Annotated in this window: 21 protein-coding genes; 12 read left to right on the top strand and 9 right to left on the bottom strand. The window is 62.3% G+C overall.

Going from position 1 to position 24,262, the window contains the following annotated elements:
- Window positions 1–9: 9 nt before the first annotated feature.
- The 8 genes from alaC to hmpA all read right to left on the bottom strand — a co-directional run bounded on the left by alaC (window position 10) and on the right by hmpA (window position 8,977).
- Complete coding sequence (gene alaC, locus ACK1U9_RS14685) at window positions 10–1,218, bottom strand: alanine transaminase (protein ID WP_085600695.1); 1,209 nt, start codon at window positions 1,216–1,218, stop codon at window positions 10–12.
- A gap of 289 nt (window positions 1,219–1,507) precedes the next feature.
- Window positions 1,508–2,395: a heme o synthase gene (gene cyoE / locus ACK1U9_RS14690; RefSeq protein ID WP_025337747.1), complete on the bottom strand. Its 888-nt coding sequence runs from the start codon at window positions 2,393–2,395 to the stop codon at window positions 1,508–1,510.
- Window positions 2,396–2,406: 11 nt separating this feature from the next.
- Window positions 2,407–2,739 carry a cytochrome o ubiquinol oxidase subunit IV gene (gene cyoD / locus ACK1U9_RS14695; RefSeq protein WP_003259128.1) on the bottom strand — a complete coding sequence of 111 codons (333 nt, stop codon included), beginning with the start codon at window positions 2,737–2,739 and terminating at the stop codon, window positions 2,407–2,409.
- Complete coding sequence (gene cyoC, locus ACK1U9_RS14700) at window positions 2,739–3,362, bottom strand: cytochrome o ubiquinol oxidase subunit III (RefSeq protein ID WP_025337745.1); 624 nt, start codon at window positions 3,360–3,362, stop codon at window positions 2,739–2,741. The genes cyoD and cyoC overlap by 1 nt, the downstream gene beginning before the upstream one ends.
- Before the next feature lie 3 nt (window positions 3,363–3,365).
- Window positions 3,366–5,384 (bottom strand): cytochrome o ubiquinol oxidase subunit I, encoded by a 2,019-nt coding sequence (gene cyoB, locus ACK1U9_RS14705; RefSeq protein ID WP_013970980.1) that lies wholly within the window; start codon window positions 5,382–5,384, stop codon window positions 3,366–3,368.
- Window positions 5,385–5,387: 3 nt separating this feature from the next.
- Entirely contained in the window at window positions 5,388–6,332 is a 945-nt protein-coding gene (cyoA, locus tag ACK1U9_RS14710) for a ubiquinol oxidase subunit II (RefSeq protein WP_046616069.1), read from the bottom strand.
- 559 nt (window positions 6,333–6,891) lie between these two features.
- Window positions 6,892–7,398: a disulfide bond formation protein B gene (locus ACK1U9_RS14715; protein ID WP_039613829.1), complete on the bottom strand. Its 507-nt coding sequence runs from the start codon at window positions 7,396–7,398 to the stop codon at window positions 6,892–6,894.
- A 400-nt stretch (window positions 7,399–7,798) separates the two neighbouring features.
- On the bottom strand, window positions 7,799–8,977 hold the full coding sequence (gene hmpA, locus ACK1U9_RS14720; protein ID WP_046616068.1) for an NO-inducible flavohemoprotein: 1,179 nt from the start codon (window positions 8,975–8,977) through the stop codon (window positions 7,799–7,801).
- 154 nt (window positions 8,978–9,131) lie between these two features.
- On the opposite strand from hmpA, the gene norR reads away from it, so the two are divergent.
- The 11 genes from norR (at window position 9,132) to ACK1U9_RS14775 (ending at window position 23,284) form a co-directional block, all read left to right on the top strand.
- Complete coding sequence (norR, locus tag ACK1U9_RS14725; RefSeq protein WP_085600699.1) at window positions 9,132–10,685, top strand: nitric oxide reductase transcriptional regulator NorR; 1,554 nt, start codon at window positions 9,132–9,134, stop codon at window positions 10,683–10,685.
- 182 nt (window positions 10,686–10,867) lie between these two features.
- Complete coding sequence (locus ACK1U9_RS14730; RefSeq protein WP_108480914.1) at window positions 10,868–11,767, top strand: chemotaxis protein; 900 nt, start codon at window positions 10,868–10,870, stop codon at window positions 11,765–11,767.
- Between the two features lie 88 nt (window positions 11,768–11,855).
- A complete protein-coding gene (locus ACK1U9_RS14735) occupies window positions 11,856–12,167 on the top strand; it encodes a hypothetical protein (RefSeq protein ID WP_046616065.1) in 312 nt (103 codons plus the stop codon).
- The gene (locus ACK1U9_RS14740) at window positions 12,164–12,898 is read left to right on the top strand and encodes a YkgJ family cysteine cluster protein (protein ID WP_108480913.1); all 735 of its coding nucleotides are present in this window, start codon (window positions 12,164–12,166) and stop codon (window positions 12,896–12,898) included. Before ACK1U9_RS14735 ends, ACK1U9_RS14740 begins: the two co-directional genes overlap by 4 nt.
- A 293-nt stretch (window positions 12,899–13,191) precedes the next feature.
- A complete protein-coding gene (locus ACK1U9_RS14745; protein ID WP_085600703.1) occupies window positions 13,192–14,355 on the top strand; it encodes an efflux RND transporter periplasmic adaptor subunit in 1,164 nt (387 codons plus the stop codon).
- Complete coding sequence (locus tag ACK1U9_RS14750) at window positions 14,352–17,444, top strand: multidrug efflux RND transporter permease subunit (protein WP_108480912.1); 3,093 nt, start codon at window positions 14,352–14,354, stop codon at window positions 17,442–17,444. Before ACK1U9_RS14745 ends, ACK1U9_RS14750 begins: the two co-directional genes overlap by 4 nt.
- Window positions 17,445–17,453: 9 nt before the next feature.
- Window positions 17,454–18,128 carry a heavy metal response regulator transcription factor gene (locus ACK1U9_RS14755; RefSeq protein ID WP_025337735.1) on the top strand — a complete coding sequence of 225 codons (675 nt, stop codon included), beginning with the start codon at window positions 17,454–17,456 and terminating at the stop codon, window positions 18,126–18,128.
- A complete protein-coding gene (locus ACK1U9_RS14760) occupies window positions 18,103–19,491 on the top strand; it encodes a heavy metal sensor histidine kinase (protein WP_108480911.1) in 1,389 nt (462 codons plus the stop codon). The genes ACK1U9_RS14755 and ACK1U9_RS14760 overlap by 26 nt, the downstream gene beginning before the upstream one ends.
- Window positions 19,492–19,806: 315 nt before the next feature.
- The gene (locus tag ACK1U9_RS14765) at window positions 19,807–20,031 is read left to right on the top strand and encodes a hypothetical protein (RefSeq protein ID WP_085600709.1); all 225 of its coding nucleotides are present in this window, start codon (window positions 19,807–19,809) and stop codon (window positions 20,029–20,031) included.
- A 204-nt stretch (window positions 20,032–20,235) separates the two neighbouring features.
- Complete coding sequence (locus ACK1U9_RS14770) at window positions 20,236–21,570, top strand: OprD family porin (RefSeq protein ID WP_449109979.1); 1,335 nt, start codon at window positions 20,236–20,238, stop codon at window positions 21,568–21,570.
- 223 nt (window positions 21,571–21,793) lie between these two features.
- Window positions 21,794–23,284, top strand: a complete 1,491-nt coding sequence (locus tag ACK1U9_RS14775) for a GGDEF domain-containing protein (RefSeq protein WP_108480909.1) — start codon at window positions 21,794–21,796, stop codon at window positions 23,282–23,284.
- Here ACK1U9_RS14775 and ACK1U9_RS14780 read toward each other — a convergent pair.
- Window positions 23,281–23,757, bottom strand: a complete 477-nt coding sequence (locus tag ACK1U9_RS14780) for a ferritin-like domain-containing protein (RefSeq protein ID WP_046616057.1) — start codon at window positions 23,755–23,757, stop codon at window positions 23,281–23,283. The genes ACK1U9_RS14775 and ACK1U9_RS14780 overlap by 4 nt on opposite strands.
- Before the next feature lie 203 nt (window positions 23,758–23,960).
- On the opposite strand from ACK1U9_RS14780, the gene ACK1U9_RS14785 reads away from it, so the two are divergent.
- Entirely contained in the window at window positions 23,961–24,182 is a 222-nt protein-coding gene (locus ACK1U9_RS14785) for a DUF3820 family protein (protein WP_046616074.1), read from the top strand.
- Window positions 24,183–24,262: the final 80 nt, after the last annotated feature.

A 24,262-nucleotide genomic window follows, 5' to 3' on the forward strand; every position in this document is an offset into this window, starting at 1 on the left:
CCCAACAGCCTATTTGCGGGCCACCCCATCAGCCCGGAACATCTGCCGGATCCCGCGAATCGCCTGGCGAATACGGTCCTGGTTCTCGATCAGGGCAAAGCGCACATGGTCATCACCATAATCACCAAAGCCGATCCCCGGCGATACGCATACCTTGGCCTCGGCCAGCAGCTTCTTGGCAAACTCCAGCGAACCCAGGTGCGCATACTGCGGCGGGATCTTCGCCCACACGTACATCGAGGCCTTGGGGTTCTCGACCATCCAACCCAGCTCGTGCAGCCCCTTCACCAACAGGTTGCGGCGCTGGCGGTATTGCTCGGCGATGTCCCGCACACATTGCTGGTCGCCTTCCAGTGCTGCAATGGCGGCTACCTGCAGCGGGGTGAAGGTGCCGTAGTCGTGGTAGCTCTTGATCCGCGCCAGGGCACTGACCAACTCGGGGTTGCCGACCATGAAGCCGATCCGCCAGCCAGCCATGTTGTAGCTCTTGGACAAGGTGAAAAACTCCACCGCGATGTCCTTGGCCCCCGGCACCTGCATGATCGACGGGGCTTTCCAGCCGTCGTAGACGATGTCGGCATAGGCCAGGTCATGCACCACCAGCACGCCATACTGCTTGGCCAGGGCCACCACGCGCTCGAAGAAGTCCAGCTCCACGCACTGCGCGGTGGGGTTGGACGGGAAACCGAGGATCATCATCTTCGGCTTGGGGATCGATTCGCGGATGGCCCGCTCGAGTTCGTTGAAGAAGTCCACTCCCGGCACCAATGGCACCGAACGCACCTGGGCTCCGGCGATCACCGCCCCGTAGATATGGATCGGGTAGCTGGGGTTGGGCACCAGCACCGTGTCGCCCTGGTCGAGAGTAGCCAGCATCAGGTGCGCCAGGCCTTCCTTCGAGCCGATGGTGACGATGGCTTCACTTTCCGGGTCGATCTCGACCTCGTAGCGTTCCTTGTACCAGTTGGAGATGGCCCTACGCAGGCGCGGGATGCCACGAGAGGTGGAGTAGCCGTGGGTATCTTCACGTTGGGCGACCTGCACCAGCTTTTCGACGATGTGCGGTGGGGTGGCGCCGTCGGGGTTGCCCATGCTCAGGTCGATGATGTCCTCGCCACGGCGGCGGGCAGCCATCTTGAGTTCGGCAGTGATATTGAAGACGTAAGGGGGGAGACGATCGATGCGCGCAAAGCGGCGCGGCGAACCTGGGTTGGCCATGGCTTCCTCTGAGTACGTAAGCGCCCGGAACCGTCCGAGCGACGCTGGCCGATGTGGCGGCCTGGATCAGAAGATAATGCCGAGACGGTAGCCATGTAAATGACAATTTCCTGTTTTTTTAAAATTTTTCAGATGTATTTTTTGAAAATATGAATTTTATGTTTTCAGGGCCGGCTTCTTCGCGAGTTACCCTGCTCCCACAGTGAGCGTACTACGCTCAGAACCCAGGAAAACACCATAAAAAAACCCCGGCACAGTGGCCGGGGTTTTCGTGAAACAGGCAGCAGTATCAGCGTGCGTATGTCATCAGCACATCCGCAGCGGTCTGGCTGTCCACACCCATCATCACGCTCAGGGCAGTGACGGTGAGGATGGAGAAGCCGAACACCTTGCGGGCCCACTTGCTGTCGTCCTCGGCCTTGTAGCCACCCCAGGCCATGTACAGCCAGTACAGGCCCATGGCTGCTGCCACGGCCAGGTAGCCGAGGCCGGCGTAACCGCCGAGGGTAAGCATCAGGGTCGCGAGCACGAAGGCCAGCACGTACAGCACGATCTGCTTCTTCGCCGCGAGGATGCCACGTGCCACCGGCAGGACCGGAATGTTGGCAGCGCTGTAATCCTTGAAGCGGAAGATCGCGATGGCAAAGCTGTGCGGCATCTGCCACAGGCTGAACATCACCAGCAGGGTAACCGCAGCCAGGTCGAAGCTGTTGCTCACGGCGCAATAGCCGATCACCGGAGGCATGGCACCAGACAGGCTGCCGACCAAGGTGCCGTGCACCGATTTACGCTTCAGCCAAAGGCTGTAGAAACCGACATAGACGATGAAACCGATCAGCGCACAGAACGCCGACAGCGGGTTGGCCTGGACATACAGCAGGCTGAAACCCGCCACCCCGAGCAGGGTGGCGTAGATCAGCGCGAGGGGCAGCGACATGCCGCCCTGGACCATGACGCGGTTCTTGGTGCGCTCCATCTTGTGGTCGATGTCACGGTCGATGCAGTTGTTGAACACGCATCCGGACGCGACCACCAGCGAAGTACCGATCACCACCGCCAGGAACAGGGCGAAATCCACATGGCCCTTCGAGGCAAGGAAGAAACCGCCTGCCACGGAAAGCACGTTACCGAAAATGATCCCCGGTTTGGTGATTTGGATAAAGTGCTTAACGGACATGCAGTCTTACCTCACTTGGCCAACATTTCGAAGTGGATGCTGAACATGATCCACAGCGACAGGCCGACAAGCAGAGCGATCACCAGAGTGGTGAACAGGAACGTCGAAACGTTGTTGCGTTGCTCTTTCGAGCGGTCCATGTGCAGGAAGTACACGAGGTGTACTACTACCTGGATCACGGCCATGGCAACAATGATCAGAACGGTCAGGTTCTTCGGCAGGCTTGGCGACATGGCCAGGCCGAACGGGATCGCAGTCAGGATGATCGACAGGATGAAGCCGATCATGTACGACTTGACGCTGCCGTGGTTACCTTCGTGATGAGTGTCGTGTGCGTTAGCCATTACAGAACTCCCAGCAGGTAGACGACGGTGAATACGCAGATCCAGACCACGTCCAGGAAGTGCCAGAACAGGCTCAGGCAGCTCATGCGGGTCTTGGCGGTCGGCGTGATGCCGTGCTTGTTGATCTGGTACATCATGATCGCCATCCAGATCAGGCCGGCGGTCACGTGCAGACCGTGGGTACCTACCAGGGCGAAGAAGCCCGACAGGAAGCCACTGCGCTGCGGGCCGAAGCCTTCGGCGATCAGGTGATGGAATTCGTAGATTTCCATCGCGATGAAGCCTGCACCGAACAGGAAGGTCACAGCCAACCAGCCCAGTACGCCAGCTTTCTTGCCATCGAACATCTTCAGCATGGCGAAGCCGAAGGTGATCGAGGACAGCAGCAGGAACAGCGTTTCAACAGCTACGAAATCGAGCTGGAAGATGTCATGACCCGACGGGCCGCCGGCAAAACTGCCGGACAGCACCGCGTAGGTGGCGAAGAGCGACGCAAACAGGATGCAGTCGGTCATCAGGTACAGCCAGAAACCGAGTACGGTCATCTGGCCCGAGTCGTGGTGGTGGTCGTCATGCCCATGGTCGTGACCATGAGCAGCACCGTGCATTACTTGACTGGACATTGATTACACCCGCTCAAACGATTCGACACGTGCGCCGGCAGGCAGAGCACCTGCTTTGGCCAGCGCTTTCATGCGCTCGCCTTCGATGCGCGCCACTTCTTCGGCCGGAACCATGTAGCCCTGGTCGTCACGCGCAGCGTGGCGAACGAAGACAGCGATGGTTGCAACCAGGCTCGCGCCAACCAGCCACCAGATGTGCCAGATGAAGGCGAAGCCGAAGACGGTCAGGAACAGGCCCATGAACAAACCGGTGGAGGTGTTGCTCGGCATGTGGATCGCTTCGTACTTGGCTGCAGGCTTGTAGGCGACGCCGGCTTCCTTGGCTTCGTGCCAGGCATCCAGGCCAACCTTCTCAGGCATGTGGGCGAAGTTGTAGAACGGAGGTGGCGACGAAGTCGACCATTCCAGGGTACGGCCGCCCCATGGGTCGCCGGTCACGTCCAGGTTCTGGTTGCGGTCGCGAACCGATACGTACAGCTGGATCAGCTGGCAGGCGATACCGAACAGGATCAGCACAGCGCCGACAACGGCTACGTACAGGTAGGGTTCCCACAGTGGGTTGTCGGAGTGGTTCAGACGACGGGTCATGCCCATGAAGCCCAGGGCGTACAGCGGCATGAACGCTACGTAGAAGCCCGAGATCCAGAACCAGAAGGCAGCCTTGCCCCACTTCTCGTTCAGGGTGAAACCGAAGGCTTTCGGGAACCAGTAGGCGAAGCCGGCGATGTAGCCGAATACCGCACCACCGATGATCACGTTGTGGAAGTGAGCAATTACGAACAGGCTGTTGTGCAGCACGAAGTCAGCACCTGGAACAGCCAGCAGAACACCAGTCATGCCACCGATGGAGAAGGTGATCATGAAGCCCAGGGTCCACATGATCGGCGCGGTGAAGCGCAGACGGCCCTGGTAGATGGTGAACAGCCAGTTGAACAGCTTCACACCGGTCGGAATGGAGATCAGCATCGTCGCCAGGCCGAAGAAGGTGTTGACGCTGGCGCCGGCACCCATGGTGAAGAAGTGGTGCAGCCATACGGCGAAGCCCAGCACGGCGATGGCGCCCGATGCGTAGATCATCGAGTGGTGGCCGAACAGACGCTTGCCTGCGAAGGTGGAGGTAACTTCCGAGAACACACCGAAGGCCGGCAGGATCAGGATGTACACCTCAGGGTGACCCCACGCCCAGAACAGGTTGACGTACATCATCGGGTTCCCACCAAGCTCGTTGGTGAAGATGTGGAAGTCCAGATAACGGTCAACAGTCAGCAGAGCGAGTGCAGCGGTCAGGATCGGGAAGGAAGCCACGATCAGCACGTTGGCCCAGGTGCAGGTCCAGGTGAAGATCGGCATGTCCATCAGCTTCATGCCAGGTGCGCGCATCTTCATCACGGTGACGAGGAAGTTCACGCCGGTAAGCGTCGTACCCAGGCCTGAGAGCTGTAGCGCCCAGATGTAGTAGTCGACACCCACCCCAGGGCTGTACTGAATGCCCGCGAGCGGCGGATAGGCAACCCAGCCGGTCTTGGCGAATTCACCAACGCCCAGCGAGATGTTGACCAGCAGCACGCCTGCCAGCAGCAGGTAGAAGCTCAGGGAGTTCAGGAACGGGAAGGCAACGTCACGTGCACCGATCTGCAGAGGAACCGCCAGGTTCATCAGGCCGGTGAAGAACGGCATCGCCATGAAGATGATCATGATCACACCGTGAGCGGTGAAGATCTGGTCATAGTGTTCAGGCGGCAGGTAGCCTTCGGAGCCACCGGTAGCGGCAGCCAGCTGGGTACGCATCATGATGGCGTCGGCAAAGCCGCGCAGCAGCATGACCATCGCGACGATGATGTACATCACCCCGATTTTCTTGTGGTCGACAGTCGTCAACCACTCGCTCCACAAGTAGGTCCACTTGCGGAAGTAGGTGATAGCACCGACGACAGCGATACCACCGAGCGCGATCATGGCAAGCGTCACCATGACTATCGGCTCGTGATAGGGTATCGCCTCCAGGCTTAGTTTACCGAACATCTCTTACTCCTCTGCACCGGCAGCTGGTTGCATACTCGATTCCACACCCTTGGTAGTGGCCAGATCTTTGCTGCCTGCTTCTTCGTGGCTCGGACGACCGCGGTTCATGCCTTCGTACTTGTCGACGATCAGCTGGAACTGGTCAGGCGAAGCCTCGCTATACAGCGCGACTGGGTTGTTTTCGCTTGGTTTGGCCAAGGCTTCGTATTCGGCCTTGTCCAGCTTCTTCGGCGACTGCTTGACCTCGGCGACCCACTTGTCGAAGTCTTCCTGAGAGGTGGCAGTAGCCTTGAATTTCATGCCGGTGAAGCCAGCACCGCTGTAGTTGGCGCTGATACCGTCGAACTCGCCGTTTTCGTTGGCGATCAGGTGCAGCTTGGTGGTCATGCCGGCCATGGCGTAGATCTGGCCGCCCAGGCCCGGGATGAAGAACGAGTTCATCACGGCGTCGGAAGTGACGCGGAAGTTGACCGGAGTGTTAGCCGGGAAGACGATCTTGTTGACCGTGGCAATGCCCTGCTCCGGGTAGATGAACAGCCACTTCCAGTCCAGCGCGACCACGTCGATCTGCACCGGCTTCACATCGGAATCCAGCGGACGGTACGGGTCCAGCTTGTGGGTGGAGTGGTAGGTGAAGTAGCCCAGGGCGATGATGATCAGGATCGGGATGATCCACACCGCGGCTTCGATCTTGGTCGAGTGCGACCAGTCAGGGGTGTAGGTGGCAGCCTTGTTGGAAGCACGGTACTTCCAGGCGAAAACCACGGTCATGATAATGACAGGAATCACCACCAGCAGCATCAGGCCGGTAGCGATCAGGATCAGGTTCTTTTGCTCAATGCCGACCTGACCTTTCGGGTCGAGCAGGGTCCAGTTGCACCCACTGAGTAAAAGCATGCCTAAAAAGGGCAATATGCCAAACAGTCTGGGGTAACGCTTTTTACTCATCTCACGACCTCTAGATCAGCTTGCTTCAATGCAATTTGTGTTTTGGTAGCCAACACTTCGTCCTGCCAAGTGCGGCATTTCGCGCCCGTACTCGCTCCTGCCCGGGGTCCGACTGCAGGACCTTGGCGTCAAGCGGGTTAGCGGTGCTTATGGTTTCGTAGGCAACAGGCCTGTACTTCAGACCAAGTCCATTTGGTGCGGGAAAACGCGGAGGGGGGTCCGCCCGGTATCGCCGTTGGGCGAAACTTGACGAAGTCAGCAAAAAGGAGCGCTGGGGCTTCCTTCAATCCTGCGACTTGCAAGCAGTGCCGAACGGAAATTGGGGGCGATTGTAGATAGGTCGCCAACCCTTGACTATGACTTATTGAGCAACAGTCCTTTACAGAATCTGCAACAATACTGCTCAAAAATTCAACTTCGCGACAGTTTGTCGCACCCCGCTTGATAGGCCCCAAAGCCGCATTCTGCAAGGCCTCTGGGTTGATCTGGATCAAGCGGTGAGCGAATTTTCCCTCTTCTCATGCGGCGTAAAAGACCCCATGCCATTCGGGACTTTTGTCTAAGCCTGGCGTCGGTTGCGGTAGATGCCGAGCGGAACCAGGACGGCCGTCAGGACGAACGCCACCAGCGCCCATTGCGCCAGCGACAGGCCGAGGATCGGCGGGTACGGCGTGCTGCAGAAGCCGTCGACCTGGAACACCAGCGGCCAGAGCTTGGCGAGCGGCAGGTCATCCACGATCGGCTGCAGGGTGTCGATGCCGCAACTGACCATGGGGTTGGCGAGTATATACACATGGTTGCCGGCCGCAACGATTCCGCCAATGGCGCTGAGTACCACCAGTGCCTCGAAGAAGGTCAGGCTACGGCGCCCGGGCATCGCCGCGGCGATGAAGGCGAACACGGCGATGAACAACAGCGCATAACGTTGCAGGATGCACAGCGGGCATGGTGCCTCGCCCAGGACTATCTGCATGTAGAGGGCGCCGCCGATCAGCGAAATGCAGATCAGGCCCAACAGTACCAGAAAGCGCCGTTCCCGATTCAGGCGCGATGTTTGTTCGTTCATTGCCGGTTCCTTCGATGGATAGTGGCAGCGTGATCCGCCTGCCTGGCGCAAGTCTACACGCTGGGCAGGGCCTTTGAGCGTGCCGAGGAAGCGGCGTGATAGCGCTGCGCAGGGCTATCCGGTGTGGCTGAGACCGGTCGCAACGACGTCGGTTCAACGCCGGGCGGCAAAAAAAGCGGCTGCCCGGGTGCCGCGCAGGGGCAAGCCCCTCGACACCCGGGAGTGAAGGATACCGTGATTAAAGGAAGATTAAAGATGAAAGCTGCACAGCCGCTTTCATCTCTCCTTTATATATAGGGAGATAGTTGAGGTGCGGCCCAGCGGCCGGGATAACTATTCTGCAAGCCTGCACCGGCCTCTTCGCGGGCAAGCCCGCGAAGAGGCCGGTGCAGGCACTACATCACTCCAGCGCAGCCGCCGGCCCGAAGAACTCGTAGCGGCTCTGCTGCTCTGGCACACCCAGGCCTTTCAGCTGGCGCTTGACCGCCGCCATGAAGCCCTTGGGCCCGAGGAAATAGGCATCCACGTCTCGCTCTTGCGGCAGCCATTCGCCGAGCAGGTCCTCACTCAGCAGGCCCACGGCATCAGCGGCGGCACCACCCTGCGGCTCTGCATAGCAGTAGAAGCGCTTGAGCTGCGGGTGACGCTTGGCCAGCTCGTCGATCCAGTCGCGGAAGGCATGCACGGCGCCGTTACGGGCGCAGTGAATGAAATGCACCTCACGCTGGGTTTGCAGTGCCGCCTGCAGCATTGGCAGGGTCGGGGTAATACCCACGCCACCGCTGATCAGCACCAGCGGCTTGTCGCTCGCTACCAGGGTGAAATCGCCAGCCGGCGGGAACAGCTGCAGGGTATCGCCCACCGCCAGCACATCGTGCAGGTAGTTGGAGACCTTGCCACCCGCCTCGCGCTTGACGCTGATGCGGTATTCCTTGCCGTCGCACAGTGCAGACAGGGAGTAGTTGCGGCGCTGCTCGGCGCCGTCGATGTCCAGCTTCAGGCCGATGTACTGGCCAGGCTCGGCCTTTAGCACCGGCTCGCCATCCACCGGGGCAAAGTAGAACGAAACGATCTCGCTGCTTTCCTGCTCACGGCGCACCAGGCGGAATTCGCGGGTACCGCGCCAGCCGCCTTCGGCTTCTTCCTTCTGCTTGTAGAGGTTCTCTTCCGCGCCGATCAGGATATCGGCCAGCTGGCCATAGGCCGCGCCCCAGGCGTCGATCACCGCAGGAGTGGCGATCTCCTTGCCCAGCACTTCTTCGATGGCGCGCAGCAGGCAGCTGCCGACGATCGGGTAGTGCTCCGGCAGAATCTGCAGGGCAACGTGCTTGTTGATGATCTGGCCGACAAGGCCGCCAAGCTGCTCCAGCTGGTCGATGTGGCGGGCATACATCAGCACGCCGTTGGCCAGGGCGCGCGGTTGGTCACCGCTGGCCTGGTGGGCCTGATTGAACAGCGGGCGCACTTGCGGGTACTCGCTGAGCATCATCTTGTAGAAGTGAGTGGTCAGCGCTTCGCCACCGCTTTCCAGCAGGGGGACAGTGGCCTTGATGATTGCACGTTGTTCGGCATTGAGCATTGCAACAACTCCTGAGCCTGTGGCTTCAAATGACTGCTCGAGCTGTTACATCAATCGTGCCAACATTTATCTCCAGCAAAATCAGGGGGTTGACGCAGGTCATGTCAAAACGACCCACTTCGACGTATAGTCATATCGACTCACAGGAGTCCATATGACCACGAAGCCTCTGCTCACCACCCTGCTGCCCCTGGTTAGCGACCTTTCCCGCGACCTGCCCGACCAGGAGCGCTATCGCCGCCTGTTGCAGGCCATGCGTGGGCTACTGCCCTGCGATGCCGCCGCTTTGCTGCGCCTGGACGGCGAGTGGCTGGTGCCGCTGGCAGTGGACGGCCTGAGCCCCGATACCCTGGGCCGGCGCTTCCGGGTCAGCGAGCACCCACGCTTCCAGATACTGCTCAGCAGCGCGGAACCAACCCGCTTCGCCAGCGACTCGGAGCTGCCCGACCCTTACGACGGCCTGGTCAACGCCCCCGATGCCAACCTGGAAGTACATGACTGCATGGGCTGCCCGTTGATGGTCGATGAGCGCCCTTGGGGCCTGGTTACCCTCGATGCCCTCACCCCCGGGCAATTCCAGAGCCTGGAGCTGGGTGCCCTGCAGGCCTTCGCCAGCCTGGCCGCCGCCACGGTCACCGTGGCCGAGCGCATCGAGCACCTGGCCCTGCGCGCGGAAGACGAACACCACCGCGCGGAGATCTACCGCCAGGCCAGCGGCCAGGACAAAGAGCTGATTGGTCAGAGCCCCGCGCACAAGCGCCTGGTGGAGGAAATCCGCCTGGTCGGTGGCAGCGACCTGACCGTGCTTATCACCGGTGAGACCGGTGTCGGCAAGGAGTTGGTGGCCCAGGCCCTGCACCAGGCCAGCAACCGCGCCGACAAACCGCTGGTCAGCCTCAACTGTGCCGCCCTGCCCGATACCCTGGTGGAAAGCGAACTGTTCGGCCATGTGCGCGGTGCCTTCACCGGTGCCCATGGCGAGCGCCGCGGCAAGTTCGAACTGGCCAATGGCGGCACCTTGTTCCTCGACGAAGTCGGTGAGCTGCCATTGACGGTGCAAGCCAAGCTGTTGCGCGTACTGCAGAGCGGCCAGTTGCAGCGCCTGGGCTCGGACCGCGAACACCGGGTGGATGTGCGCCTGATAGCAGCCACCAACCGCGACCTGGCAGCAGAAGTACGCAATGGCAATTTCCGCGCCGACTTCTACCACCGCCTCAGCGTATATCCGCTGCATGTGCCGCCGTTGCGCGAACGTGGGCGCGATGTGCTGCTACTGGCCGGCTATTTCCTCGAACAGAACCGATCGCGCCTGGGCCTGAACAGCCTGCGCCTGAGCAGCGAGGCCCAGGCCGCGCTGCTGGCCTACGACTGGCCAGGCAACGTGCGTGAACTGGAACACCTGATCGGCCGCTCGGCGCTCAAGGCGCTGGGCCAACATTCCGACAGGCCACGCATCCTCACCCTGGAAGCCATCGACCTGGACCTGCGCGCAACGGCAACGCCCGGCACCCCGCCCTCCCCTGCCGCGCCCTCGCCAGCAGCGCCGCTACCCGAGGGGGGGCTGCGTGAAGCTGTCGACAACTACCAGCGCCAGGTGATCGAGGCCTGCCTGCAGCGGCACGGAGAAAACTGGGCAGCGGCTGCCCGGGAACTCGGCCTGGACCGCGCCAACCTTAGTCGCCTGGCTCGTCGGCTGGGTCTGCGCTGATTGATACCTGTGGGAGCGGCTTTAGCCGCGAAGAATCCAAGCGGTGCATGGAACCGGCTGCGCCGGTGTTCGCGGCTAAAGCCCACAGGGTCCGGAGCATTCCCTGGCTCTGTGCAAAATGACTAAAGCCAAGCCCGAACAGGCCGATAACCGGTTATCCCCTGTTCCCCACGAAGGTCACCATGGCCACGCAAAATGCCCGCGCGGATTCGCTGTCCCTGCTGCTGTTCACCCTGCGCAGCGGCAAGTTGATGGCAATCAACCTGCTAAAGGTCAGCGAGATAATCCCCTGCCCGCCGCTGACCAAACTGCCCGAATCGCATCCCCACGTGAAAGGCGTGGCGACCCTGCGCGGCAATTCGCTGTCGGTCATCGACCTGTCCCGGGCCATTGGCGAACGGCCGCTGGCCGACCCGGAGGGCGGCTGCCTGATCGTCACCGAGATCAGCCGCTCACGCCAGGGCCTGCATGTGCAAGCGGTCAGCCGCATCGTGCATTGCCTGAGCACCGACATCAAACCACCCCCCTACGGCTCGGGCAGCCGCTCGTTCATCACCGGCGTGACCCGGGTCGACAACACCCTGGTGCAGGTGCTGGACATCGAAAAAGTCATCCACGCCATCGCCCCGCCGGTGCCCGAGCAGCCTCACGGCAACTTGAGCGAGGAAGACGCCAGCCTGCTGGCCGCCGCCAACATCCTGGTGGTGGACGACAGCCAGGTGGCCCTGCAGCAGTCGGTGCACACCCTGCGCAACCTCGGCATCGAATGCCACACCGCGCGCAGCGCCAAGGACGCCATCAACGTGTTGCTTGAACTGCAAGGCACCGCGCAGGAAATCAACGTGATCGTCTCCGACATCGAAATGAGCGAAATGGACGGCTACGCCTTCACTCGCACCCTGCGCGAAACCCCCGACTTCCAGCACCTTTACATACTGCTGCACACCTCTCTGGACAGCGCCATGAGCAGCGAAAAGGCGACCCAGGCCGGGGCCAATGCCATCCTCACCAAATTCTCCTCGCCGGAGCTGACCGATTGTCTGGTGGTGGCGGCGCGCGCTGTGGTGTTCGCCGAGCGTTGATATATTCGGAGACAAACTCCCCGGCTTACCGCCGGGGTCGAGTCGGGCATAATTCGCGCCCCTCGCAAGTAACTTGCCGGAATCGCGTATGAAGTTTCTCAGCTCTATCCTGATCAGTTGCGCCCTCTTCAGCGGTATCGCCCAAGCCTCCAGCAGCCAGGCCTGGAACGAGCAGCGCCAGCAGATGCTCAAGGCTTGCCTGGCCGCCAGCCAGTTCAAGGATGCCCACGCCCGAAGCAAGCCCGCCGAGTTCGATGACCAGATCGGCATGAGCGCCCTGCTGATCGAAGGTGTCTACCCCCAGAAGCACATGCAGCAACGCACCGGCACCGAACTGTGCCTGTACGACCGCCAGCACCAGCGCGCCTTCGTCAGCGAGTGGAGCCCGGAGGTCAAGTGACCGACAGCCTGCGTTTCGCCTGTACCGGCTGCGGCAAGTGCTGTACCGGCCACCACGTGCCCTTGACCCTGGCGGAAGCGCGCCGCTGGGCGAACAACGACGGCCAGGTGGTGGTGCTGATCGAAGCTTTCGTGGCAGACGGCCCCGGCATGCCGGTAGAACAGCGTGATCATGTGCTGCGTCGTTCCCACCCTGTGCCCTGTGGCGAAGGCGAGGCGCGCGTATCGGTGACCTTTGCCGCCTTCAACCCCGGGCGCTGCCGCAACCTCGACGACAACGACCTGTGCACTATCTATGACCAGCGCCCGCTGGTCTGTCGCATCTACCCGGTGGAAATAAACCCGCATATCCCGCTGCGGCCAGGCAGCAAGGACTGCCCGCCGGAAGCCTGGCAACAGGGGCCGGAGCTGATTCACGGCACGCAACTGGTCGATGCCGGGCTGGAGGCGCTGGTGCAGGCCTCGCGCCAGGCCGACCGCGATGACATCGCCGCCAAGGTGGCGGTGTGCCAGGCGCTGGGCATGACCACCAGTGCGCTCAAGGGCAACGGGTTTACTGCCTATCTGCCAGACATGGGCGCGTTCAGCGCGGCCCTGGCCCAGGTACCGGAGGTTGGTCGGGCAGAGTGGGCGCTGCATGTGGAGGACGCGGCACTGGTGGCGAGCTTGCGGGAACATGGTTTGCGCACCACCAACGAGCCCCCGGTGTATTACGCCTTCATCAGCTTCTAACTATGCCCTTGCAGGGCAACTGCCTTGCTCAAGAACCAAAGCCTGCTGTGGTCCCTGTGGGAGCGGGCGTGCCCGCGAACACCGGCGCAGCCGGTGCCATCCACCGCGTTGTATTCTTCGCGGGCATGCCCGCTACCACAGGGGTCGCAGTTCGCATGCCAGATGTGTGATGGTGGTGCAGGCAAAACTGACAGCGCTGTCAGCCAGCGGTCACGCTGCCGACCCGGTTCGGGGGCTATAAGCTTGAATACAGACAACCATTCCCATCCCCTCTGGCCAAGGTGCCCGCGCCGATGCGACGTCCGTCCCGCCCTGTCATCCTCGCCGCCCTGGCGCTCCTGGTCCTGGCGGTAGCGGGTATCTGGTTCGGCCAGCGCCAGCCAGCACCTGCCGCCCGTGCGCAAACCGCCATCCCGGTGCGCGTGGTCAGTGTCGTGCAGCAGGACGTGCCGCGCTACGCCAGCGCCATCGGCTCGGTGCTGTCGCTGCACAGCGTCGAAGTGCGGCCGCAAGTGGAGGGGGTACTGACCCAGGTGCTGGTCAAGGAAGGCCAGTGGGTGAAGGAAGGCGACCTGCTGGCCACCCTCGACGACCGAGCCATCCGGGCCAGCCTCGACCAGGCCCGCGCCGAACTCGGCCAGAGCCAGGCGCAGATCCAGGTAGCTGACGTCGACCTGCAGCGCTACCGCCTGCTGAGTACCGACGACGGCGTGTCGAAGCAGACCCTCGACCAGCAGCAGGCCTTGGTCAACCGCCTGCAAGCCACGGTCAAGGGCAACCGGGCGGCCATCACAAATGCCGAGGTGCAATTGTCGTACACGCAGATCCGCTCGCCAGTGACCGGCCGGGTGGGTATTCGCAACGTCGACCCCGGCAACCTGGTGCGTACCAGCGATACCCGCAGCCTGTTCAGCGTCACCCAGATCGATCCGATCGCCGTCGAATTCTCCCTGCCGCAGCAGATGCTGCCAACCCTGCAAAGCCTGCTTAAGGCGCCCACCCCGGCACTGGTTCAGGCCTACATGGATGCCGACGGCGAACGCAGCCTGCTCGGTGAAGGCCACCTGGCACTGATCGACAACCAGATCTCCGCCACCACCGGCACCGTGCGGGTAAAAGCCGAGTTCGACAACAAGGACGGCCGCCTGTGGCCGGGCCAGTTGGTCACCATCCGCCTGCGCACCGCCGTGGAGGAAAACGCCCTGGTAGTGCCACCGCCAGTGGTACAGCGCGGCGTCGACGGGCATTTCGTCTACCGCCTGGACGGTGACAAGGTCACCAGTGTGCCGGTCAAGGTGCTGTACCAGGACAGCGGGCTTAACGTCATCGCCGGGGTCAAGCCGGGCGAGCGCCTGGTGCTCGATGGCCAGTCGCGGCTCAAGCCCGGTTCGCGGGTCGAGGTGGCCCCCGACGCCCCCGCGCCGTCAGAAATAGCCGACCGCCGGAGCCAGCCATGAACACGCGCAACGGTGTTTCGGCCTGGTGCATCGATCACCCCATCGCCACCCTGCTGCTGACCTTCGCCCTGGTGCTGCTGGGGGCTATCGCCTTCCCGCGCTTGCCGGTTGCACCGCTGCCGGAAGCCGACTTCCCGACCATCCAGGTCACCGCCCAGCTGCCAGGCGCCAGCCCGGAAACCATGGCCTCGTCGGTGGCCACGCCGCTGGAAGTGCAGTTCAGCGCCATCCCCGGCATGACCCAGATGACCAGCAGCAGCGCACTGGGCTCAACCAACCTGATCCTGCAGTTCACGCTCGACAAGAACATCGACACCGCCGCCCAGGAAGTGCAGGCGGCCATCAACACCGCCACTGCGCGCCTGCCGCAAGACCTGCCCAACCCGCCGACCTGGCGCAAGGTCAACCCGGCCGACAGCCCGGTACTGGTGCTGACGGTCAGCTCCAGCCAGATGCCTGGCAACGACCTCAGCGACTACGCAGAAACCCTGCTCGCGCGCCAACTGAGCCAGATTGACGGGGTCGGCCTGATCAACATCACCGGGCAACAACGCCCGGCGATCCGCGTGCAGGCGCAACCCGAGAAACTGGCCGCCATCGGCCTGACCCTGGCCGACCTGCGCCAAGCCATCCAACAGACCAGCCTGAACCTGGCCAAGGGCGCGCTGTACGGCGAACACAGCGTGTCGACCATCGCCGCCAACGACCAGTTGTTCCACCCCGACGACTACGCCCAGCTGATCGTCTCCTACCGTGACGGTGCACCGGTGCATCTGAAGGACGTGGCCAAGGTGATCAATGGCGCCGAGAACGCCTACGTCAAAGCCTGGTCCGGCGACCAACCCGGGCTGAACCTGGTGATTTTCCGCCAGCCTGGCGCCAACATCGTCGATACCGTGGACCGGGTTCTGGCTGCCCTGCCCAAGCTGCAGGAGATGCTGCCGGCCTCGGTCGAAGTGTCAGTGCTACAGGACCGAACCCAGACCATCCGCGCCTCGCTGCATGAAGTGGAGCTGACCCTGATGATCGCCGTGGCCCTGGTGATCGGGGTAATGGCGCTGTTCCTGCGCCAGTGGTCTGCGACCCTGGTGGTGTCCAGCGTGCTCGGCGTATCGCTGATCGCCAGTTGCGCGCTGATGTACATCTTCGGCTTCAGCCTGAACAACCTGACGCTGGTAGCCATCGTCATCTCGGTGGGCTTCGTGGTCGACGATGCCATCGTCGTGGTGGAGAACATCCACCGCCACCTGGAGGCCGGCGACGACAGCCGCACAGCGGCGCTCAAGGGCGCCGGGGAAATCGGCTTCACCGTGGTGTCGATCAGTTTTTCGCTGATCGCCGCGTTCATCCCCCTGCTGTTCATGGGCGGCGTGGTCGGCCGGCTGTTCAAGGAGTTCGCCCTTACCGCCACCGCCACCATCCTGATTTCGGTGGTGGTTTCGCTGACCCTGGCGCCAACCCTGTGCGCACTGTTCATGCGTCGCCCGCCCGGAGAGCACAAGGGCGGCTTTGGGGAGCGGCTGGTCGGGTGGTACGAAAAGGGCCTGGACCACGCCCTCGCCCACCAGCGCCTGACCCTCGGCGTGTTCGGCCTGACCCTGGCCCTGGCGGTGGCCGGTTACGTGGGTATCCCAAAAGGCTTTTTCCCGCTGCAGGACACCGGCTTCATCCTCGGCACCAGCGAGGCGGCGGCGGATGTGTCGTACCCGTCGATGATCGAGAAGCACCAGGCGCTGGCCAAAATCATCGAGGCCGACCCGGCGGTGGGCGCGTTCTCCCACTCGGTGGGCGTCACCGGCAGCAACCAGACCATCGCCAACGGCCGCTTCTGGATCGCCCTGAAGCCGCGTGGCGAACGCGATGTATCGGCCAGCGAACTGATCGACAGGCTGCGGCCCAAGCTGGCCCAGGTACCGGGCATCGTCCTGTACATGCGTGCCGGCCAGGACATCAACCTAAGCTCCGGCCCGTCGCGCACCCAGTACCAGTATGTGCTCAAGAGCAACGACGGCATGGCACTGAACCTGTGGACCCAGCGCCTGACCGAGCGTCTGCGGGAAAACCCGGCGTTTCGCGACCTGTCCAATGACCTGCAATTGGGTGCCAGCGTCACCCGCATCGATATCGACCGCCAGGCCGCGGCACGTTTCGGCCTGACCACCACCGACGTCGACCAGGCGTTGTACGACGCCTTCGGCCAGCGGCAGATCAGTGAATTCCAGACCGAGACCAACCAGTACAAGGTGATCCTCGAACTGGATGCCCGCCAGCGCGGCAAGGCCGAAAGCCTCAATTACTTCTACCTGCGCTCGCCGCTGACCAACGAGATGGTGCCGCTGTCGGCAGTGGCCCACGTGGCACCGCCCAGCACCGGGCCGCTGTCGATCAGCCACGACGGGCTGTTCCCGGCGGCCAACCTGTCGTTCAACCTGGCCCCGGGCGTGGCCTTGGGCGATGCCGTGACCATCCTCGAGCGCACCCAGCGCGAACTGGGCATGCCCGACTCCATCAGCGGCAACTTCCAGGGCGCGGCCCAGGCCTTCCAGAGCTCGCTGTCGAGCCAGCCGTGGCTGATCCTGGCAGCGCTGGTGGCGGTGTACATCATCCTCGGCGTGCTGTACGAAAGCTTCGTCCACCCGCTGACGATCATCTCCACCCTGCCCTCGGCCGGCCTCGGCGCACTGATCCTGTTGTGGGCCATGGGCCAGGACTTCAGCATCATGGGGCTGATCGGCGTGGTGCTGCTGATCGGCATCGTCAAGAAAAACGGCATCCTGCTGATCGACTTCGCCCTCGAAGCCCAACGCCGCCAGGGCTTGACCCCGGAACAGGCGATCCACCAAGCCTGCCTGACGCGCTTCCGGCCGATCATCATGACCACCCTGGCCGCCTTGCTCGGCGCGGTGCCACTGATGTTCGGCTTCGGCACCGGCGCCGAACTGCGCCAGCCACTGGGCATCGCCGTGGTTGGCGGCCTGCTGGTGAGCCAGGCGCTGACGCTGTTCACCACCCCGGTCATATACTTGGCCCTGGAGCGCCTGTTCCACCGCCGCCGGGCCGCCCGTGCGGCGGCGCCCAGTGCCAGTTAGGACAAGACCATGCGTGTGCTGATCATCGAAGACGAAGAAAAAACCGCCGACTACCTGCATCGCGGCCTCAGCGAGCAGGGGTTTACCGTCGACCTTGCGCGGGACGGCATCGACGGCCTTCACCTGGCCCTGGAAGGTGACTACGCGGTGATCGTGCTGGATGTGATGCTGCCAGGCCTGGACGGTTATGGCGTGCTGCGCGCCCTGCGCGCGCGCAAGCAGACACCGGTAATCATGCTGACAGCCCGTGAACGGGTCGAAGACCGTATCCATGGCCTGCGCGAGGGTGCCGACGACTATCTGGGCAAGCCGTTTTCCTTCCTCGAACTGGTCGCCCGCCTGCAAGCCCTGACCCGCCGTAGCAGCAACCATGAACCACTGCAGGTGCAGGTAGGTGACCTGTGGATAGACCTGATGGCGCGCAAGGCCACACGCGCCGGCCAGCGCCTGGAGCTGACGGCCAAGGAGTTCTCGCTGCTCAGCGTGCTGGCCCGCAGGCAAGGTGAAATCCTGTCGAAGACGGCGATTGCCGAGCTGGTCTGGGACATCAATTTCGACAGCGATGCCAACGTCGTCGAAGTGGCGATCAAGCGCCTGCGCGCCAAGCTCGACGGGCCTTTCGACAACAAGTTGCTGCACACCATCCGAGGCATGGGCTATGTCCTGGAAAACCGTGCGGGGTAATTCCATCGCACTGCGCCTGTCGGCGCTGTTCATCCTGGTTGCGCTGGGCGTGTTCCTGCTGATCGGTTCGGCGCTGTACCGCCAGGTCGACCGCAGCCTCGACCTGTTGCCGCAGGCCGAGCTGGATGCGCGCTTCAGCGTGCTCGAGTCCACCCTCAACCGCTTCGGCACACCGGAGCACTGGGTCAAGATCAACAACAAGCTCAACCTGCTCAGTGAAGAGGACAAGCGTATTCGCTTCTGGGTGGTCAGCAGCAACCCGGCCTACGAATACGGGCACCCCAGCGAGCTGGTCCGCGCCTTCGCCGAAGGTGCGCAGGGCATGCGCGACCTGCGCCTGCCCGACCGGCCCTACCCTTACAAGGTGCTGGTCAGCGAATTGCCGGCCCTGGGCGAGCGGCCGCCGCTGCGCTTTCTGATCGGCATAGACACCGAAACTTTCTGGCAGGCCCAGCACAGCCTGCTGGTAGCGATTGTCGGGCTGGCGGTGCTCGGCGTGCTGCTGGCCTCGCTGCTGGGCTACTGGGTGGCGCGCATCGGCCTGCGCCCGCTGCTGGCGTTGTCCGTTGAGGCCCAGGCGCTGGCGCCACCGCGCCTGGACGGGCGCCTGCAGACTGAGAGCCTGGCACCGGAGCTGGCCCAATTCGCCAGCGCCTTCAATGCCGCACTGGACCGAGTCAGCCAGGCCTATACACGGCTCGAAGCCTTCAACGCCGACGTCGCCCACGAATTGCGCTCACCGCTGACCAACCTGATCGGCCAAACCCAGGTGGCGCTGACACGCGGACGCAGCGCCGAGCACTACTTCGAAGTGCTGCAATCGAACCTTGAGGAGCTGGAGCGCCTGCGCAGCATCATCAACGACATGTTGTTCCTGGCCAGTGCCGACCAAGGCAGCAAGGCCACGGCCCTGACCCAAGCCTCGCTGGCCGAGGAAGTGGCGACCACCCTCGATTACCTGGACTACATTCTCGAAGACGCGCAGGTCGGCGTGAGCGTGAGCGGCGATGCCCAGGCGCCCATCGAAAAGGCCCAACTGCGCCGGGCGCTGATCAACCTGCTGAACAACGCCGTGCAACACACCGCACCGCACCAGGTGATCAAGGTGCAGATCGATGCCGGGCCGGAGCAGGTCAGCATCGCCGTGAGCAACCCGGGGCCGGCGATCGACGATGAGCATCTACCGTTGCTGTTCGAACGCTTCTACCGGGTGGATGCGGCACGTAGCAACAGTGGCGGCGGTAACCATGGTTTGGGGTTGGCGATCGTCAAGGCGATTGCGCTGATGCATGGTGGGGAAGTGTTCGTGCGTAGTGCCTCTGGGGCCAATACCTTTGGTATCAGGCTACCCACCCATGCCTGACAGGAGGTCGCGGTCGATGTGGGAGCGGCCTTGCGTCGCGAAAGGGCTGCGCAGCAGCCCCGATAAATGCTGCCATGGCACAGAACCTGGGGCCGCTTCGCGCCCCTTTCGCGACACAAGGCCGCTCCCACAAAAGTAAAGACCGCGTAGGCCCTCTAGCATGCAGGTTTGCGGCGAAAGTCCAATTGCTTTTCCTGCGATAGTTACCTTTTACGCAACAGTGCTTATCGCGCTTCGCTCTGTTTCAAGAGCTATGAAAGGACTAACTTTACCCCCGTCCTCATTAGCACTTGCACCGCAAGAAGGTAGTTTCAAATGTCCAACAGTATGGGTATTGCCAGCGTTTTCGTCCTGTCTTCCCTGTTGTTGTCGCCCCTGGCCATGGCTGAAGAATCCAAGGCTTTCGTCACCCGTAATGCCGAGTTCGCCGCGGTCCACCAAGAGGCCCGCGAAACCGTAGCCGCGCAACAGGCAGACACCGCGAAAGACGCAAACCAGACAGCTTCCAAGATCTCTGTCGATGCCAATGCAGACAGCTGATAAAGCGCTCTCGCTGCTCCCGTTTTCCCTTGGCTACGCCATGGGCACCACCGGTGCCGATATGTTAGCCTTTTAAAGCCGCTGCCGATCAGCGGCTTTTTTTATGTGCTTCAACTATCAGCCGAGCTGTAACGTCCATTTAAAAAAAGACGCACATTCGAAAATAAAAACTGCCCCACCGCCAGACCCAAGGAGCTAGTAACGGTGCCTTCCGCGTTTCGTTTTACCCCGCTGTTCATTGCGTTGACTGCAACGATCCCTTCCGCCGCCCAGGCAGATGAAGACAAGGCTGATGGCTTCATCGAAGGCTCGTCCTTCAACCTGCATTTCCGTAATGCCTACTTCAACCGCGACAACCACAACGCCGGCGTGCGCGACACCCGCGAGTGGGGCCAGGGCGCGGTTGCACGCTTCGAGTCGGGCTACACCCCAGGTGTGGTCGGCTTTGGCCTGGACGCCCACGCCATGCTGGGCCTGAAGCTCGACGGTGGCGGCGGCCATGCTGGCACCAGCATCCTGCCTACTCACCAAAAGAACGAAGACGAACTGGGTGCTGCCCCGCACTCGTTCTCCACCGCCGGTGCCGCAGTCAAGCTCAAGGCGTTCGACACCGAGCTCAAAGCCGGTGACCTGTTCCTCACCAACCCAGTGATCGCTGGCGGCGAAACCCGCATGCTGCCGCAGACCTTCCGTGGTGTAAGCCTGACCAACACCAGCATCGACGGCCTGCTGCTCGAAGGCGGCCAGGTGAGCTTCACCAAGCCGTACAACCAGAGTGGCCACCGCCGCATCGACACCTATTACGGTTCGCTGGGCGAGCATGACAAGAGCAAGCACCTGAACTGGGCCGGCGCTTCGTGGAGCGGTACCTCTGACATCACCGCCAACCTGTATGCGGCCGAGCTGAAGGACATCTGGAACCAGTACTACGCCGATTTCGACTACACCTATGCGGTCAACGACCTGGTAAGCCTGAACCCGGGCGTGCACTTCTACCACACCCAGGACACCGGCCAGGCCTTGCTGGGCAAGATCGACAACAACACCTACAGCGTGCATTTCACCGTCAACGCCGGGTTCCACAGCGTCACCGCCGCCTACCAGCGGGTCAATGGCAACACGCCGTTCGATTACATCAACCTGGGCGACAGCATCTACCTGGACAACTCGCGCATGTACTCGGACTTCAACGCTCCGAACGAGCGCTCATGGAAGCTGCAGTACAACTATGACTTCGCTGGCGTGGGCATCCCTGGCCTGACCACGGTGCTGTCGTACTCGCGCGGTGAGGCCGACCTGACCAAGGCCGTCCAGGACACCACCCACTACGACTACTACCGTGCCGATGGCAAGAATGCCATGCACTGGGAGCGCGACCTGGACGTGAAGTATGTGTTCCAGGAGGGTGATCTGAAGGACCTGTCGGTGCTGGTGCGCTATGCCACCCACCGTGGCAGCCAGGGCTATGCATCGATCGACAGCAACAGCGACAACGATGAACTGCGCGTGATCATGGATTACCCGTTGAACGTGTTCTGATCCAGGACCGGATGCGAGGGCTTCGCCCTCGTTTCGCCGGCAAGCCAGCTCCCACATCGCCAGTTTAGACCTCAAGCCTTGTGCGGTACTCGTGGGAGCTGGCTTGCCAGCGATGGGCCGCGCAGCAGCCCTGGCGTGATTCCGTCGGACAAATCTTGTCCGACAATCCCCGCTTCCCTAGAATGTCGCCGCCGCGAATGGCCCTGCCCACGCAGTAGCGAGCATGACCACCCGATTACCGCGTTTCGCACTTTACAGGTCGCACCCCGAGCTGATCCTCAACCTGGGCAGTTGCCTTGCCGTGCTCGCCATCGTGGCCATCGTCAGTTATCTGCTGGCGCGCGAGCGCGACAATGTCGAGCTGTCGGCAATTCGCTCGTCCAACAATATCGTCCAGCTGATCGAAAGCGACATCCTGCGCAACGTCGAACTCTACGACCAGTCGCTGCAGGGCCTGATCTGGGCGGTCGGGCGCAAGGAATTGCCGGAAATCCCCGGCCCGGTTCGCCAACGCCTGCTGTTCAATGAAGCCTTCGTCGACCGCAAGCGCGGTGAGGTGCTGTGGCTGGACAAGCAAGGCAATGTGGTGGGCGATTCCACCAGCAGCGTGCCACGCAAGGCCAACTTCAGCGACACAGGGATATTCCAGGCGCACCTGCACAATGCCAACCTCGGCCTGCTGGTGGGCCCGCCGTTCAAGGCCGGGCTCGGCGACCTGGGCTGGTGCATCAGTTTCAGCCGGCGTATCTCCGGCGCCAATGGCGAGTTCACCGGCCTAGCAGCGGGTGCACTGCGCCTGTCGTACTTCAGTGAGCTGTTTCAGCGCCTGGACATTGGAGAAGACAGCAGCATCAACCTGCTCAACACTGACGGCCAACTGCTGGCTCGCCAGCCCAGCCGCGCACAAGACCCGCGGATTGGCAGCAACTATGCCGAGCGGCCCAATTTCAAACGCATTCTCAGCGAGCAGAGCGGCAGCTTCACCGCCCGCTCCAGCCGCAACGGCAAACCGCGCATGTACACCTTCGCCCGGGTCGCGCAGTTGCCGCTGATCGTACTGGTCGTGCATTCGGCCGAAGACGTGTTCGAATCCTGGCGCCGCACTGCAACCCTGGTCAGCGTCGCCACCGGTGTATTGTGTGTGGGCATCCTCTGGCTGACCCTGCTGCTGGGCCGCGAACTACGCCGCCGCCACGAAGCCGAACAGGGCCTGGCGACCCTGGCCGCTACCGACAGCCTGACCGGCCTGGCCAACCGCCGTCACCTGGATCATGTACTGCGCCAGGAATGGGCACGTGCCCAGCGCAACCGCAAGCCGCTGGCGGTGCTGATGGTGGATGTGGACCATTTCAAGGCGTTCAACCAGCGCCATGGGCATGCCGGTGGCGACCATGCCCTGCGCGAGGTGGCAAAGACCATCGAGGCGTGCATACGCCGCCCGGCCGATCTGGCTGCGCGTTACGGTGGGGAGGAATTTCAAGTGGTGCTGCCGGAAACCGACCTGGCAGGTGCGCAGTTGCTGGCCGAGCGCATTCGTACCAGTGTCGAGGCCCTGGCGCCGTTTGCCGATGATGCCCACTCGGTAACGGTGAGCATCGGCATCGGCCTGTCAGGCACCCAGCACGATCTGGCGAGAGTGCTGGGTGCTGCGGACGAAGCGCTCTACCGGGCCAAGGCCAAGGGCCGCAACCGGGTAGAGGGGCCTGCCGACTAGCTACGAGCGCGTGCGGCGTTGCGCAAGGCCCTGACCTGGTCATGGTTGCGCTGCACACCTTGCAACTGTTTTTCCACCAGGTTGTAGGTCTGGTCGCTGGCGGTGCGGCCCAACTTCACCAGTTTTTCGCGGGCTTCCTTATAGGCCTTCAGGGCATGGTCTTCGCCCCGCTCCACCTCGTTCAGCACCGCTTCCTCATCCTTGCCGGTGACCATCGCCTTGAGGTTGACCCAACCCCGATGCAGGTCACCGCTGATGCTGGTAGAGGTTTCCGGGTCACCACCCAGGCGACGCACCTCGCTCTGCAGTTCGCCGGCCGCATTGGCACACTCACCGGCACGTTGAACGAAGAACGCTTTCAGTTCTGGGTTCTTCACATCATCGGCCGAGGCCTTGAAGCCTTTCTCGCCATCCTTGCTGTACTCGATCAGGTCGTTGAGCACGTCGATAACGTCTTTGTTGGGATTGCTCATGGCACAAACTCCTTGGCAGGTGATAGTCATCTGTAAGGGAGCAGCCTTCGTGCCAAGCGAGCCCCATATATAAAATCTTTTAAAATCAACTAGATATAAATATACCGGTAAAGGTTGAACACGGCGTTCTGCATGATTGCCGCTTGGGCCTTCGTGCAGATTGCAGTATGGTCGGCGCTTTTCGACAGCCAGGTGCGCCGATGATGAAGCCGGAAACCCTCGAACTGCTGGTGACCCGCACCATGCCGTTTGGCAAGTACCAGGGACGAATCATTGCCGACCTGCCGGGGGATTACTTGGCCTGGTTTGCGCGCAAGGGTTTCCCGGCGGGGGAATTGGGTGGGTTGCTGGCGCTGATGCACGAGATCGATCACAACGGGCTGGGTGAGCTGCTGGTGCCGTTGCGGCAGAAGCATCGGCGGTGACCTGTTCCGGCCTCTTCGCGGGCACGCCCGCTCCCACAGGTACTGCATGATCCTGAAGCTTGCAGTGACCCTGTGGGAGC

This window comes from Pseudomonas sp. XP1 (assembly GCF_053557675.1).